This window comes from Bacillus sp. FSL R5-0431 (assembly GCF_038002985.1).
In the GTDB taxonomy this organism is placed as follows: Bacteria; Bacillota; Bacilli; order Bacillales; family Bacillaceae; genus Bacillus.
In genome coordinates this window covers 282,485-295,287 of the sequence record NZ_JBBOOG010000001.1, presented here as the reverse complement: position 1 = coordinate 295,287, position 12,803 = coordinate 282,485, and the positions used below count along the sequence as shown (strand labels likewise).

Sequence of the window (12,803 nt, the reverse complement as noted above, 5' to 3'; positions counted from 1 at the left end):
GAAAATAAATGACCTGATGATTCAAAAAAGGATGGAGCCGCTAGTCAACTCCATTCCTTTTTGATCGTCCTATTCTTCTTTTGAAGCCGCAGCTTCGTTTGTCACATCTTGATGTTTCTTCTTATTGATTTTATGAACAATAAACGTCCCGATAAATGCTAGGATAATAATTGCAAAGAATGCGACATGCGGAATTTCAATATGAGCAGCACTTAAGCCCATTTTGATAGCAATAATTCCAATGAGAATAAACGCTGTATTCTCAAGCTCTGGAATACGGTCAATGAGGACAAGGAATAACTGTGCCACTGTACGCATCATGAGAATTCCAAGCATTCCGCCTAATAGCAGAATCCATACTTCCTCAGATACAGCGAATGCCGCAAGAATACTGTCCACCGAGAAGGCAAGGTCCATAATTTCCACAGAAATAACAGTTGCCCAAAACACGCCAAATACACGAACCATCCAGCCTTCTTTTTTCAATTCCTTCGCTTCGTCATCGCCATCACCTAACCAGAAGTGCTTAATGACAAGCCATGCTAAATATGCAGCTCCGAGGACCTTAATCCACCAGAACTTAATAAGCAGCATCCCTACGCCAATGAATAGAAAACGGAAGAAATAAGCGCCAATTAATCCGTAGGTTAATGCCTTTTTACGCTGCTTTTCTGGTAAATGTTTCACCATGACAGCTAATACAAGCGCGTTATCTGCTGATAACAATCCTTCAAGCACAACAAGGGTCCCAATGAGCCCCCAAGAGACAGGGTTTGTTAATACCTCTGCCCACATATGCCAATCAAAAAACGAGGCATAGGTGTCCAACATATGTTTCAAAATATCCAACTGGTTTTCCTCCTATAAGTGTAGAAGCATCAGCAGGCTTTCGCCTGCTGTTATTCTTGACCGCTGTTTCTTTCTCACTTTGGAAAAGACCCTCATATGAGTCATTGGCAGCGCCACTTGAATCGATTTGTTTCTATCGTTTACACTTCTAACCCATAATTTTGACAAAGAGCTGCAAGTCCGCCAGAGAATCCGCTTCCGATGGCGTTAAACTTCCAATCGCTTCCGTGGCGGTACAACTCACATACCACAACAGCTGTTTCAATTGAGAAGTCTTCCCCTAAATCAAAGCGAATCAATTCTTCCCCGCCCTCTTCATTTACAACACGAACAAACGCATTAGAGACTTGTCCAAAATTCTGGCTGCGTGTCTCTGCATCATGAATCGTAACTGTAATTCCGATACGATCAATGTTAGCAGGAATTTTTGAGAAATCAACGAGAATTTGCTCATCATCTCCATCTCCTTCGCCCGTCCGGTTATCACCTGTATGAGTGACACTGCCGCTTGGGTGCTGAAGGTTATTATAGAAGACAAAATCTGTGTCTTGCTGACAACGATTGTTTGCATCGACTAAGAAAGCCGAAGCGTCCAAATCAAATTCGGCTCCACCAGAATATTTATTCGTATCCCAGCCAAGACCGATCATCACTTTCGTCAGCCCTGGGTTGGTTTTTGTTAAATCGACACGTTGTCCTTTTGAAAGCTGAATCGCCATATTCGTACCTCTCCTGTCTTTGAAAATATGAAACTAGCCGTTACCCGATATCTAAACCGAAGTCCGTTGCAATGCGGGCAAGTCCGCCTTGATAGCCCGATCCGACAGCTGAGAATTTCCATTCCCCGCCATGACGGTATAATTCACCTACAATAATCGCTGTCTCGATGGAGAAGTCCTCTGCCAAATCGTAGCGAATGAGTTCTTCATTTGATGCCGCATTTAAAATACGCACATATGCGTTCGTTACTTGTCCGAAATTTTGACTGCGCGCTTCCGCATCATGAATCGTAATGACAAATGAAATCTTCTCAATACTCGCTGGTACAGCTGATAAGTCGATATTGACTTGCTCGTCATCTCCGTCTCCTTCACCAGTGCGGTTATCGCCTGTATGTACGACACTGCCGCCACCGCCAGTTGTTTGATTGTAAAAGACAAAATCCGATGGAGAGCTTGCCTTACCTGCTGCATCTAAAAGAAATACACTTGCGTCTAGATCAAAGTCATGTCCGCCGTCATACTTATTGACGTCCCAGCCAAGACCGACGACCACTTTTGTTAAACCTGGATTCGTTTTTGTTAAATCAATTTTTTGACCTTTCGCTAAAGAAATTCCCACTAGGAATCTCTCCCTTCTGATTAAATATAGTTTCTCGTAATATCGGCAAGCTTCGCATCATTTGTACCGTTTCCAACAGCCGCAAACTTCCAATCATTCTCATGACGATAAAGCTCTCCAACGATTAACGATGTTTTCCCTGCATACTCATCTTTTAAATTATATTTCACTAATTCTTGATTGTTTGAACGATCCACGATGCGAATGTACGCATTTTGAATCATACCAAAATGTTGATTTCTTCTTAGTGCATCATAGATGTTCACAACAAACACCAATTTATTCACATTGCCTGGCACCTTGCTCAAGTTGACGAGGACTTGTTCATCATCTCCGTCTCCTTCACCAGTCAGGTTGTCACCTGTATGCTCGACGCTGCCGCATTTGCTTTTCAAGTTGCCAAAATAAATCAAATCTTTATTTTCCGTAAACTTATCATTTTTCAGCATGAGCACTGAAGCATCACAATCAACATCAGCGCCGCCTCCGCCGCCAAACAGCTTTCCTAAAAATCCGCCGCCTTGTGATACAGGGTCCCAGCCAAGTCCAACAAGAATATTCGTTAGCCCTGCTTTGCCTTTTGTTAAATCAATACGTTGACCTTTTTCTAATGTAATCGCCAAATCAATCACTCCTCCAGCATAATAAAAATCTATTTATTAAGCGATGGACCCTATTAAAATTATCATACATGAAAATTCGACAAAATTCATGATATGACATTGGAGCCTCTTACTCTTTTTTCTATTTACTAGTATATACGATCTATGTTCAAGATAGGTTTCAAACAGATGATATTTTTTTAACGAAAGATCCATGTTGAAAATGGTTCATGTCGTAAATGAAGTGTTTCATGTGAAACATTGTCGAATGTTCCCGGTAAGCAGCTCTAGCTGAATGAACGAAGTGCAGGCATCATTTCACTTGGTTTTATATGTTGATATAGAAAATATAAAAGCTTGCGATCGAGAGATAAACCCTTTCGTTTCCTTCTATTCATGGATTTCTTTATACTTGAGATGAAGAACATTGACCGTGTCGATGAAAGGATGTTGATGATGCCATCACTTCACATATTAGATCAAGTCGCTATTCCTAAAGGTCAGACAGCCCAAGAGACATTGATTCACACAACGCAGCTGGCTCAGCTTGCGGAAACTCTTGGATATGAGCGTTATTGGTTTGCTGAACACCACAGCACAAGAGGGCTCGCTAGTACAGCACCTGAAATATTAATGGCACATATTGCTGCTCATACATCAACCTTACGTACCGGGTCTGGCGGCATTTTACTTCCGCAGTACAGCCCCTTTAAAGTAGCAGAGGTCACGCGGCAGCTTGAGGCTCTTTATCCTGGACGGATTGAGATCGGTGTCGGAAAATCTCCAGGCGGGATTGAAAGGACGAGACTGGCTTTGACGGACGGCGTGCATAAAGACCTGTCTCAGTTTGACCGCCAGCTGAAGGATCTTCTATATTACTTATCAGACAGCCTGCCTTCTGGGCACCCGCATGCAGGAGTCAAAGCTTCTCCGCTTGTCGATGCTCATCCGCCGGTTTGGCTGCTTGGTCTAGGAGAAAATAGTGCCATGCAGGCGGCGGAGCTTGGGATCAACTATATTTTTGGTCACTTTATCCACCCTGCACGCGGCAAGCAAGCATTTGAGACGTATCGGTCTCACTTTTCTCCATCTGTCTTTTCCACGCAGCCTCACGCTATGTTTGGCGTTTTTGTCATCTGTGGTGAAACAGATGAAGAGGCCGACCGGATCGCCAGCAGTACAGATTTATGGCTGCTGCGTGTTGAAAAAGGACTGGACAGCCGCGTACCTTCTATAGAAGAAGCCAGTGCCTATCACTACACCACGCAGGAAAAGAAAAAAGTGTTACAAAACCGCCAGCGGATGATTGTCGGCTCAAAAGCAACGGTGAAAGAGCAATTACTTAGCTTGATGGATCGCTATCAAACGGATGACATCATGATTCTAAACAATTCTTTTGATCCGATAGAAAAACAGCGCTCCTTCAAACGAATCGCAGAATTATTTTGAAGCCAATCCCCTTGGCTTCTTTTTTTACATTGTCATAAAAAATGGGAAATGTAACATCAAGATGTCAAAATCCTTCCGTCTGTCATCTGATCGCAAATGTGTCTTCTAATCGTTAGCGAACTGTAAACGCATAAGGGGTGTACCTTTTATATAGTAGAGGTACACATTAAAGAATCGTTTACGACGCTAGAAGGAAGGAGATGACAGGCCATGAAAAAGAGACTCGATTGGGTCGATGCGGCTAAAGGAATCGGCATTCTGCTCGTGGTCATGGCGCATGTGCCCATTCCAGATTCGTTAAAGCAATTCATTTACTCTTTTCATATGCCGCTTTTCTTTTTACTATCAGGCATGATGTTTCGATCATCCTCACACCCTGCTCTGTCATTTATTCAGAAGAAAGCCAAGAGCTTACTCTTACCCTATCTCTATTTCTCCATCATTACGTATGTTTTCTGGTTCTCCGTTACTCGTTTTTTTGCCTTTAAGGGACAAACGGATATTGACCCTTTCGTTCCGTTTACAGGTATTTTTATATCCAATGCAGATGAAGCTAGACTCACGCATAACCCAGCCATCTGGTTTTTAACGACGCTCTTTTTAGTGGAAATTATATTTTTCTTTATGCACTGTCTGACAAAAGGGAAACCTGCTGTCCTGATCTTACTGACCGTTTTTTGCGGAGGTGCTGGATATGCCTCTACATTGCTTTTAGACCAAAGTCTTCCTTGGAATGCCAATGTCGCCTTGACGGCTGTTGTGTTTTATTCAATTGGATTTTTGGCAAAGCAATGGTTTGTGGAATTAAAAACAGATCCAACCCTTCTTCTATGTACAGGTCTGCTTGTACTGACGGCTTACATGCAAAGCTTGAATTCACGGGTCGATATGCGCGTTAACGACTATGGCGATCTCTTTCTTTTCTATGCATGTGCACTGCTCGGTTCAGCTGCCGTGATTTATTTAAGCTTTAAATTCAAAACGTCCCCTATTTTGACGTATCTCGGACGAAATTCTATTGTTATTCTTGTCTTGCAGTTTGCCGGCATCGATATTATGAAAGCATTTGTTTATTATGGACTTGGCATCAATATTGCGGATACAGCGCAGCTCTCTTGGACACTCTTTTATACGATCGGGACTTTGCTGCTTATGGTGCCGTGTATCTCCTTCCTGAGCAAGTATCCGCTGCTGCTCGGCAAACCAGCCAAAGCAGCACACCGCTACGAACAAAAAACATCCGCCGGCTGATCGGGCGGATGCTTTTTGTATTAATCATTGATTTGAGAAGGAAAAAGCGTCATTCCTCCATCCACAAATAAGGTGGTGCCTGTGATATACGAAGCTTCCTTAGATACGAGGAATGCAGCGGCGGACCCAATCTCCTTCGGTTCGCCAAAGGCTCTCATCGGAATCTTTTCAAGCTGCTTTTGTTTTTTCTGTTCATCCTGCAAATCATCATTCGATTCGGTCGCCATTGTACCTGGTGCAATCGCATTGATCCGAATACCTGCTTCCGCATAATCAAGAGCCAGCGTCTTCGTCATCATATTCATTCCACCTTTGGAAGTGGAATAGTGAACATTGAACGGGCGCGGTATTTCCTGATGGACACTGGATATATTTAAAATGGACCCTTTGATGTCATGCTCCATCATATAGGCGATCGCAGCCTTTGCTCCTAAAAAGGCGCCTGTGATATTGACATCAATGACTTTTTGCCATTGTTCAAGCGTCATCTCATGCGGCATCGCTTCTTCGCCATTAAAGCCTGAATTATTAACGAACACATCTACTGTACCGAAATGCTCCAGTGCTGTATCCATGATGGCTTGAATTCCTTCCTCTTTGGAGACATCTGCGTGTACTTTCACCGCTTGACCTCCGCGCTGCTGAATGGCTTGTACCGTTTCTTCAGCACCATCTTCATCGCCTTTATAGTTTACAACCACATTCATTTGCTCTTGTCCAAATCGTAATGCGATGGCTTGTCCGATTCCTTTTGAAGAACCTGTGACAATGGCTGTTTTTCCTTTTAAATCTTGATACATCTTCATTTCCTCCTCCAATCACGTGCTTCATCTTGTTGATACACAATGGTTACCCATTTTGAAAAAAGGAAAAACACAACCCTCTGCAATCGTTAACTAAGAGGATTGTGCTGTTCATCAAGCTAAAAGGTGTTATAGACATTTTCACATGTTTCACCGGTTGGCTGATAAAAGCAATGCGACTTATACCTTGCCACAAACGGCTGATTGTACCAAGTCGGTGGACAATTTCCAGGCGGTTTAAAATACCAAAGGCTGAATTTTGCCGGCCAAAATCGTTCTCCGTTAATATTCCTCCGCGCTAGTGCTTTTTCCGTTTCTCGTGCTCGCTGATAAAAATAACCATGCGTGACCGCTTCAAATGCATGCTCCTGATAAATCATTTGTGGAATCGTACGCAGCCCTTTAAAGTCAGAGCAGTTGGCACGCAACCGGTTGATGCCCACATTTCCTACGAGCAGCATCCCTTGCTTCCCTTCACCTTCTGCCTCCGCTCTCAGCAGTCTGGCCATTAGATCAATATCAGAGCTTGTCGCTCTTACCACTGCCATACATCCACCTCCATTTCGTTTCTCTTTTATTTTATGTGGTCTTTCTGTGTAGATGACTGCCATTTTGACGGGAAAAGACACATTCAGTGTCGAGAGCCTGTCTAAACACCTCAACATTTTGCTGGACATGTGTCTCTCTGCCAACAACACACAAACCAAGTGATCATACACATAACAGGAAAAAATATTCATTACTATAGACTCATTTACAAGTCATAAAAATCCTTCTAATTGCTACACCTTCGTCAAAAACAGTCATTTGAACCTATTCAATAATCCGACTCAAAACCTTAAAATATAAAATGTTGAGTTTTTACAGGAGATATCACATCATAAATTACAAGTTTCTCCTCTCAACTTAGTGTCATTTTTACTACTTGAAGCTGTGCAGCCGTTGAAACGCACTGAAGTATTGACAGTACTTTCGCTTCATTCTACAGTAAAAAACATACAGTATTTTTCTTTTTGTGCAAAAAGAACGATATGAACTAAAGCTTTCCAATGAAATTCATCATAAACCCGAGGAGGAAAACATGTCATGTTTAAAAAGAAATTATCCCTGTTTCTTCTGATCTTGTGTGTAACTGTTGTCGCTGCTGCTTGTAGTGGTGGAAAAGAAAAATCTGCTGCGAAAGAAAAAGATACAAAATCCCTTGATGCAGCAGAGGTAAAGGTAGAAAGCGCTGAGTACACGTTACCACCTCAATACGATACATCTGTACAGGATGATCAGTATGTACTAAAAGTGAACGTATCTGTAAAAAATATCAGCAAAGAGCCTCTAAATGTTGATAAAAGCAACTTCACGCTTTACCAAGATGATGCACAGGTGTCTACGATCTCTCCAGATGACTACAACGAAGTATTATCTTCAAGCTCTCTAAATGCAGACAAAGTATTAAAAGGCGGTCTTTTCTATGTTGTTGACAAAGACAAAGACTATCAGCTTGTGTACACAGAGCCAGGCAGTGGTTCTAAAAAAGATGACAAAACACTAGAGTTCGATATTAAAGGGAAAGACTTAATGAAAAAAGCAGATACACTTCAAGCATCTGCAAAAGCCCTTTCTTCTTATATTGATGTGATGATTTTTGGTAAGAATAACGACGAGTTCGAAAAACTAACAGGTGATAACAAATCAACCGTTGTCAACGAATTTGATAAATCATTCAAACAAGGCTACATCACGTCATCAGGTATTTCTTCTAGCTCAGCGAAGGACGAAAACCTTGATAAGCTTCTAAAAGCTGTAAAAGAAACATTAGCTGAAAAATCAAAAGTATCAACAAAAACAAAAGCCATCAGTGGTGATAAAGCCGTTGTGACTGTGACCCTTACACCAATTGATGCAAGCCCTCTTGTCGATCGTTTAAAAGAAAAGGCGACTGAGTTCTACAGCAAAAACCGTACAGCGTCTTATGATGAAGCACAAAAATATTTACTCTCGATCTACCCAGAAGAGTTCAAAAAATTAGGACCTTCATCTTCTGAAGAAACAGTAGAAGTCAACATGAAGAAAAATGACATCGACCAATGGAAACTTGATTTGAACGATTACAAAACAAGCTCATTAGTTGAAAAATTCATCAAGAACTAATGAAAAACCCCCGGGACAGGGGGTTTTTCTTATCGTTTTTCGTTTGATCCCTATATTTAATTTCTAATTACAGCCAAGAAAGTAAGATACGGTCTATTACGAAGGATTTTCTTTTGCCGCTTCATACTCTTTTATCACCTCAACCGGATCAACAGCATCCTCCTCTTGTGCGTATTCCTCTACATAAGGATCCATTAATTTCTCAAACTTTTGTTCGTCGTCTACTAAAGCAATATACGTTTCATATCCTTCATAATCGGATGGATATAAATGTGCAACGGAACTGCCCGTTTCTAACGCTTCATCTATTGCTTTTCTTAATTCCAATAACCCTTTCCTGTTCCCCAAAATAAACGCTTCAAAATGGTGTGTTTGTTGAGCATATATATTACATAACTCTAGCACATCATCGTTATCTGTTTGATAAGACATACACCAATCACCTCTTTAATCAAATTAGGATAATAATGTAAGTTCTCTTCTATTATGCCCTTTCTTTAACCCGATCGTGAACCTCTTTTATATGAATCTCTGGATATAAAAAAACTTGTAGAATAATCTACAAGTTTTACTTTCTTTATTTCGCAAGCATCCATTTCTCTTTCATAAACAAGCTTCTCACGATGACAAACAAGATGACGACTGCGAGGGCTGAGGAGCCGAGTGTCAGAGTGATGGACATCGGATCAATGATCCCAAACATCAGTTGCTTACAGAGCGCATGAATATTGAGGAATGGGATGGCAAAGTAATACGTATCTAGCTGCGTAGCACCTGCTCTCATGGTAAAGAACATTGGGATCACACCTAATGTAATGATCATGGACATGTACGATTGTGCTTCTTTTACTGAGCTTGAAACGACACTGAGTAGCAGTTCAATCATCGAAACCATGAATGAGAAGATGATAAGCGCCGCAAACATGACGGCGATAATGCTCCACATTTGATCACCAAAGTTCAGTGCTTGTTTTAGCTTTTCTGTAAAGAGCAGCGTGGATAAAAGCAGCATGCCGATCGCCACAATTCCACTTAAAATCCCGAACATGGAGACAGCAAGCCATTTTCCTATGAGAATATGAAGTCTGCTGGCAGGTGTCAGGAACAACGCTTCAATGGATTTCCGGTCTTTTTCACCCGCTACAATATCAAGCGCAGCTGGCAAAGCTCCTGAGATAACGGAGGTCACCAAAATCATCGGAAGGAGAATCGACAAAAGCATAGCGGTCATTCCATTTTCCCCTTCATCGCCTTCTTCTACATCAACGGCCTGCACCTGAAATGGATGAATAACAGATGTATTGATTTGATCAGCGGCTAAACGCTTTTCTACGATTTGGTTTTGATACTGCTCCAGTAAGGATTGCAGCATTTGAACCGCGATGACCGAATCATCATCTGTTGTGTACCCATGAATTTTAATCGCAAATGATTTTTGATGCTGAAGCATGTCGTCAGCCTCTTTCGGCATTTCCAGGTAAGCATTCGCCTTCCCTTCTTTGACAGCTTGCTGCGGGTCATCAAATGTTTCAAGCGTGAGGTTTTTGACCTCTTTGATCATTTGATTCATTTCGGTTGGAAGCTTTTCATTCACTGCGACCGTATAGGTTTCATCCCCTGGATCTGCAATCATGCTTTCATAAAAGAACACCAGTCCAAGCATCGTCAAAAGAGGAATCAGCACTGTTAAGAGTAAGGTTTTTCGGTCCCTGAGTGCATCTGTCATTTCTTTTAAAAATACGGTTTTCCACATTATGAAATCCCCCTAGCGAGCTTCGACATAAAGATATAGTTCAAGTCATCACTTTGTTCCTGTGTATATAATTCTGGAAGTGTCCCTTTGTACACAAGCTCTCCTTGATGAATCATCATGACACTGTCACAAAGCTGGCTGACTTCTTCCATGATGTGGCTTGAAAAAAGGATGGTTTTATTTTGCTGCTTGAGCTGATGAATAAAGTCTCTGAAAATATTACTTGATGTGATATCCAAGCCTGTTGTCGGCTCATCAAATAAGATAATGTCAGGATCATGAATCAAGGTTCTGGAAATTGCCACCTTTTGTTTCATTCCTCTTGAGAATCCTTTCACCTTGCGATCCATATATTGTCTCATCCCAAAACGCTTTGCCAGATCCTCTATTCTTGCTTTGATTTCATGCTGGTCTAAGCCATATAATTTGCCAAAGTATTCAAGATTTTCTCGTGCCGTCAAACGATCGTAAAGCCCTGTCTCACCGCCAAACAAAACACCAATTCGCTTTTTCACTTCCGTTGATTCTTTCACCGTATCAAAGCCTGCGACAGTGACTGTTCCGTGCGTAGGCTCTAATAATGTGGCTACGGCGCGCAATAATGTGGTTTTTCCTGCACCATTTTCTCCTAAGATGCCAACGACTTCCCCTTCCTTCACGGAGAACGTCATGTGTTTCATTGCTTTCACGACTTTTTTCTTATCTTTAAACCAGCAGCTGCAATCGCTGAGAGTAATCATTTGGTTCGCCCCTTTCAACTTTCTAAGTCTATGATAGAAAAAATAACGCTTCGCTGACATAAAAATGTCGCGAAACGTCCTTTTTCTGTCTTGAAATGATCTATTTTAAAAAAACAAATGGTAAAATAGACAAATAATAAGAAGAGTCACAGGTGATTTTTATGATAAAAGTAGGTCTCGTTGATGATTACCGAATAGATTTAGAAAAGCTGCATGCCATTGTGGGCAGAATGGAGGCTGTAGACATTGTCTTTGTCACGCAGTCAGCAGAGGATGCATATAAGAAGGTCAAACAGGGAGACATTGATCTGTTGTTCGCAGACATTGAAATGCCCGGAATGTCCGGTTATGAATTAGCGGATCTCATTCACTCTCACGCACTGAATGTCGATGTTGTATTTGTGACAGGAAACAGTGGATATGCGGTCCATGCGTTTGATTTAAATGTTCATGATTATATTATGAAGCCCTACCAAGCCGATCGAATTGCCAAATCCTTAGATCGCTATCTGTCCACCAAGCAGGAGAAAAGCATTCATGGACGGCTTCTCATTAAGCAGCAGTCAGATATTCATGTGCTGCAAAAGAAGGATGTCATTTTTGTTGAGCGAACAGGCCGGTCAACCACCATTGTCACAACAACAGGAGATATCCAGACATATCAGACATTAAACGAGTTAAAGGGCGATCTGGCTGAAAAAGATTTTATCCGCTCCCACCGATCGTTTATCATCAATATTCATTACATCAAGAACTTCTCGGCGTATGCCAAAAATTCGTTTATCGTGTCTTTTGAAGGTACGGATAAAAAAGCCATGATGACCAAGCAGCAATTAGAATACTTTAAGAAATACTATTTTTAAGGAGAACGAACGTGAACGATTTCTATCTTGGATTCCGCATGTATGCTCTCATATGGCTAGGTCTTGCATTTCACGCAGCTGTTGAAGCTTTTCTGCCGCTATCATCTGGGGTGCTGTGGCTCCTCACCTTTTGTGTGATTTGTCTTTATACATTCTTCATATACAAAAGGTTTTTGCCTCATGTGAGTGATTATGTGATGCTGGGCGCTTTTGTGCTCTTCACCTGTGCAGGTCTTTCCCTTTTTCTGACGCAAGGAAATGGGCTGAGCTCTCTTTTGGCTTTTATGATCATCATGACAGCAGATATCCTTTCATTGAAGATGATGCAGACGGATAGACGGTTAAATGGACGGCTTCAAGAGCTGATCAACGCAGAATCAAGAACCAATGAATTGCTGCTTGAGCTGCGCAGTAAACATCATGAAACAGCTAGACATTTAAATGCCTTTTCCGCGTCGAACGACGAACATGAGATCAAGGATTTGATTCAGCAATACGTGAAACATTTCCCATGGATTAAAGGAGAAAATGCTTATTTGGCCTCAACCTTGCACCCCTTTTTTGAGCGGGCTGAAAAAGAGGACATTGCCCTTTCACTAGACCTTCAAGCACCTTTTTCATCGCTTCCGTTTTCTAAGGCGGATCAGGTTAGTTTTACTGGCAACCTGCTTGATAATGCCCTAGATGCGGCGATTGAAGCGAAGCAAGCCGGGAACGAGGGAAGCATCTCAATCACGACCTCTATTCGGAGCGGACTCTTTTTAATCCATTGTGAGAACAGCACAAAAGGAATGGAAAAACACGTGTTAGACCATTTGTTCAAAACCTATGGGCGCTCGACAAAAGGCGGCGATCATCAAGGAATGGGGACGTATATCATTCATCAGCTTGTTGAAAAGGCAGACGGTACACTTGATTTCACTTACCGTTCTCCAAATTTGCGGCTCGTCATCAAAATCCCCCTCACGATGTCATAAAAAAAAGGTGCAGCTAGGCACCTTTTTTTT

General features: G+C 41.8%; 14 protein-coding genes. 5 read left to right on the top strand and 9 right to left on the bottom strand.

Annotated features, from left to right (window positions below; all coding sequences use genetic code 11):
- Positions 1-69 precede the first annotated feature (69 nt).
- The 4 genes from MKZ03_RS01640 to MKZ03_RS01625 all read right to left on the bottom strand — a co-directional run bounded on the left by MKZ03_RS01640 (position 70) and on the right by MKZ03_RS01625 (position 2,813).
- Positions 70-849 carry a TerC family protein gene (locus MKZ03_RS01640; RefSeq protein WP_034664243.1) on the bottom strand — a complete coding sequence of 260 codons (780 nt, stop codon included), beginning with the start codon at positions 847-849 and terminating at the stop codon, positions 70-72.
- Positions 850-989: 140 nt separating this feature from the next.
- Positions 990-1,568, bottom strand: coding sequence for a TerD family protein (locus tag MKZ03_RS01635; protein WP_034664245.1), 579 nt, complete (start codon positions 1,566-1,568; stop codon positions 990-992).
- A gap of 40 nt (positions 1,569-1,608) precedes the next feature.
- On the bottom strand, positions 1,609-2,190 hold the full coding sequence (locus MKZ03_RS01630) for a TerD family protein (protein WP_034664247.1): 582 nt from the start codon (positions 2,188-2,190) through the stop codon (positions 1,609-1,611).
- Between the two features lie 20 nt (positions 2,191-2,210).
- Positions 2,211-2,813 (bottom strand): TerD family protein, encoded by a 603-nt coding sequence (locus MKZ03_RS01625; RefSeq protein ID WP_034664249.1) that lies wholly within the window; start codon positions 2,811-2,813, stop codon positions 2,211-2,213.
- Positions 2,814-3,248: 435 nt separating this feature from the next.
- Between MKZ03_RS01625 and MKZ03_RS01620 the strand changes: the two genes are divergently transcribed.
- Both MKZ03_RS01620 and MKZ03_RS01615 read left to right on the top strand, forming a co-directional pair.
- On the top strand, positions 3,249-4,241 hold the full coding sequence (locus MKZ03_RS01620) for an LLM class flavin-dependent oxidoreductase (RefSeq protein WP_341030715.1): 993 nt from the start codon (positions 3,249-3,251) through the stop codon (positions 4,239-4,241).
- 210 nt (positions 4,242-4,451) lie between these two features.
- Positions 4,452-5,492 (top strand): acyltransferase family protein, encoded by a 1,041-nt coding sequence (locus tag MKZ03_RS01615; protein WP_341030714.1) that lies wholly within the window; start codon positions 4,452-4,454, stop codon positions 5,490-5,492.
- Between the two features lie 20 nt (positions 5,493-5,512).
- Here the strand turns inward: MKZ03_RS01615 and MKZ03_RS01610 are convergent, their stop codons facing one another.
- Positions 5,513-6,292: a glucose 1-dehydrogenase gene (locus tag MKZ03_RS01610; protein WP_341030713.1), complete on the bottom strand. Its 780-nt coding sequence runs from the start codon at positions 6,290-6,292 to the stop codon at positions 5,513-5,515.
- A 122-nt stretch (positions 6,293-6,414) separates the two neighbouring features.
- Positions 6,415-6,843, bottom strand: a complete 429-nt coding sequence (locus tag MKZ03_RS01605) for a cell wall hydrolase (protein WP_034664257.1) — start codon at positions 6,841-6,843, stop codon at positions 6,415-6,417.
- A 538-nt stretch (positions 6,844-7,381) separates the two neighbouring features.
- On the opposite strand from MKZ03_RS01605, the gene MKZ03_RS01600 reads away from it, so the two are divergent.
- Entirely contained in the window at positions 7,382-8,440 is a 1,059-nt protein-coding gene (locus tag MKZ03_RS01600; protein ID WP_341030712.1) for a DUF4352 domain-containing protein, read from the top strand.
- A gap of 96 nt (positions 8,441-8,536) precedes the next feature.
- On the opposite strand, the gene MKZ03_RS01595 is transcribed toward MKZ03_RS01600, so the two are convergent.
- The 3 genes from MKZ03_RS01595 to MKZ03_RS01585 form a co-directional block, all read right to left on the bottom strand.
- On the bottom strand, positions 8,537-8,872 hold the full coding sequence (locus tag MKZ03_RS01595; protein WP_307498981.1) for a hypothetical protein: 336 nt from the start codon (positions 8,870-8,872) through the stop codon (positions 8,537-8,539).
- A gap of 145 nt (positions 8,873-9,017) precedes the next feature.
- Positions 9,018-10,193: an ABC transporter permease gene (locus tag MKZ03_RS01590; RefSeq protein ID WP_341030710.1), complete on the bottom strand. Its 1,176-nt coding sequence runs from the start codon at positions 10,191-10,193 to the stop codon at positions 9,018-9,020.
- Entirely contained in the window at positions 10,193-10,933 is a 741-nt protein-coding gene (locus MKZ03_RS01585) for an ATP-binding cassette domain-containing protein (protein WP_307498977.1), read from the bottom strand. The genes MKZ03_RS01590 and MKZ03_RS01585 overlap by 1 nt, the downstream gene beginning before the upstream one ends.
- A gap of 161 nt (positions 10,934-11,094) precedes the next feature.
- Between MKZ03_RS01585 and MKZ03_RS01580 the strand changes: the two genes are divergently transcribed.
- Together MKZ03_RS01580 and MKZ03_RS01575 are read left to right on the top strand one after the other, a co-directional pair.
- Positions 11,095-11,796 carry a LytR/AlgR family response regulator transcription factor gene (locus MKZ03_RS01580; protein ID WP_106031546.1) on the top strand — a complete coding sequence of 234 codons (702 nt, stop codon included), beginning with the start codon at positions 11,095-11,097 and terminating at the stop codon, positions 11,794-11,796.
- A gap of 11 nt (positions 11,797-11,807) precedes the next feature.
- Complete coding sequence (locus MKZ03_RS01575) at positions 11,808-12,773, top strand: sensor histidine kinase (RefSeq protein ID WP_334750749.1); 966 nt, start codon at positions 11,808-11,810, stop codon at positions 12,771-12,773.
- Positions 12,774-12,803 lie beyond the last annotated feature (30 nt).

What these genes read in the sequence shown, in the direction of transcription:
- MKZ03_RS01635 (WP_034664245.1), bottom strand. Translation starts at nt 1,568, where the DNA reads ATGGCGATTCAGCTTTCAAAAGGACAACGTGTCGATTTAACAAAAACC.
- MKZ03_RS01620 (WP_341030715.1), top strand. Translation starts at nt 3,249, where the DNA reads ATGCCATCACTTCACATATTAGATCAAGTCGCTATTCCTAAAGGTCAG.
- MKZ03_RS01615 (WP_341030714.1), top strand. Translation starts at nt 4,452, where the DNA reads ATGAAAAAGAGACTCGATTGGGTCGATGCGGCTAAAGGAATCGGCATT.
- MKZ03_RS01610 (WP_341030713.1), bottom strand. Translation starts at nt 6,292, where the DNA reads ATGTATCAAGATTTAAAAGGAAAAACAGCCATTGTCACAGGTTCTTCA.
- MKZ03_RS01605 (WP_034664257.1), bottom strand. Translation starts at nt 6,843, where the DNA reads ATGGCAGTGGTAAGAGCGACAAGCTCTGATATTGATCTAATGGCCAGA.
- MKZ03_RS01600 (WP_341030712.1), top strand. Translation starts at nt 7,382, where the DNA reads ATGTTTAAAAAGAAATTATCCCTGTTTCTTCTGATCTTGTGTGTAACT.
- MKZ03_RS01595 (WP_307498981.1), bottom strand. Translation starts at nt 8,872, where the DNA reads ATGTCTTATCAAACAGATAACGATGATGTGCTAGAGTTATGTAATATA.
- MKZ03_RS01590 (WP_341030710.1), bottom strand. Translation starts at nt 10,193, where the DNA reads ATGTGGAAAACCGTATTTTTAAAAGAAATGACAGATGCACTCAGGGAC.
- MKZ03_RS01585 (WP_307498977.1), bottom strand. Translation starts at nt 10,933, where the DNA reads ATGATTACTCTCAGCGATTGCAGCTGCTGGTTTAAAGATAAGAAAAAA.
- MKZ03_RS01580 (WP_106031546.1), top strand. Translation starts at nt 11,095, where the DNA reads ATGATAAAAGTAGGTCTCGTTGATGATTACCGAATAGATTTAGAAAAG.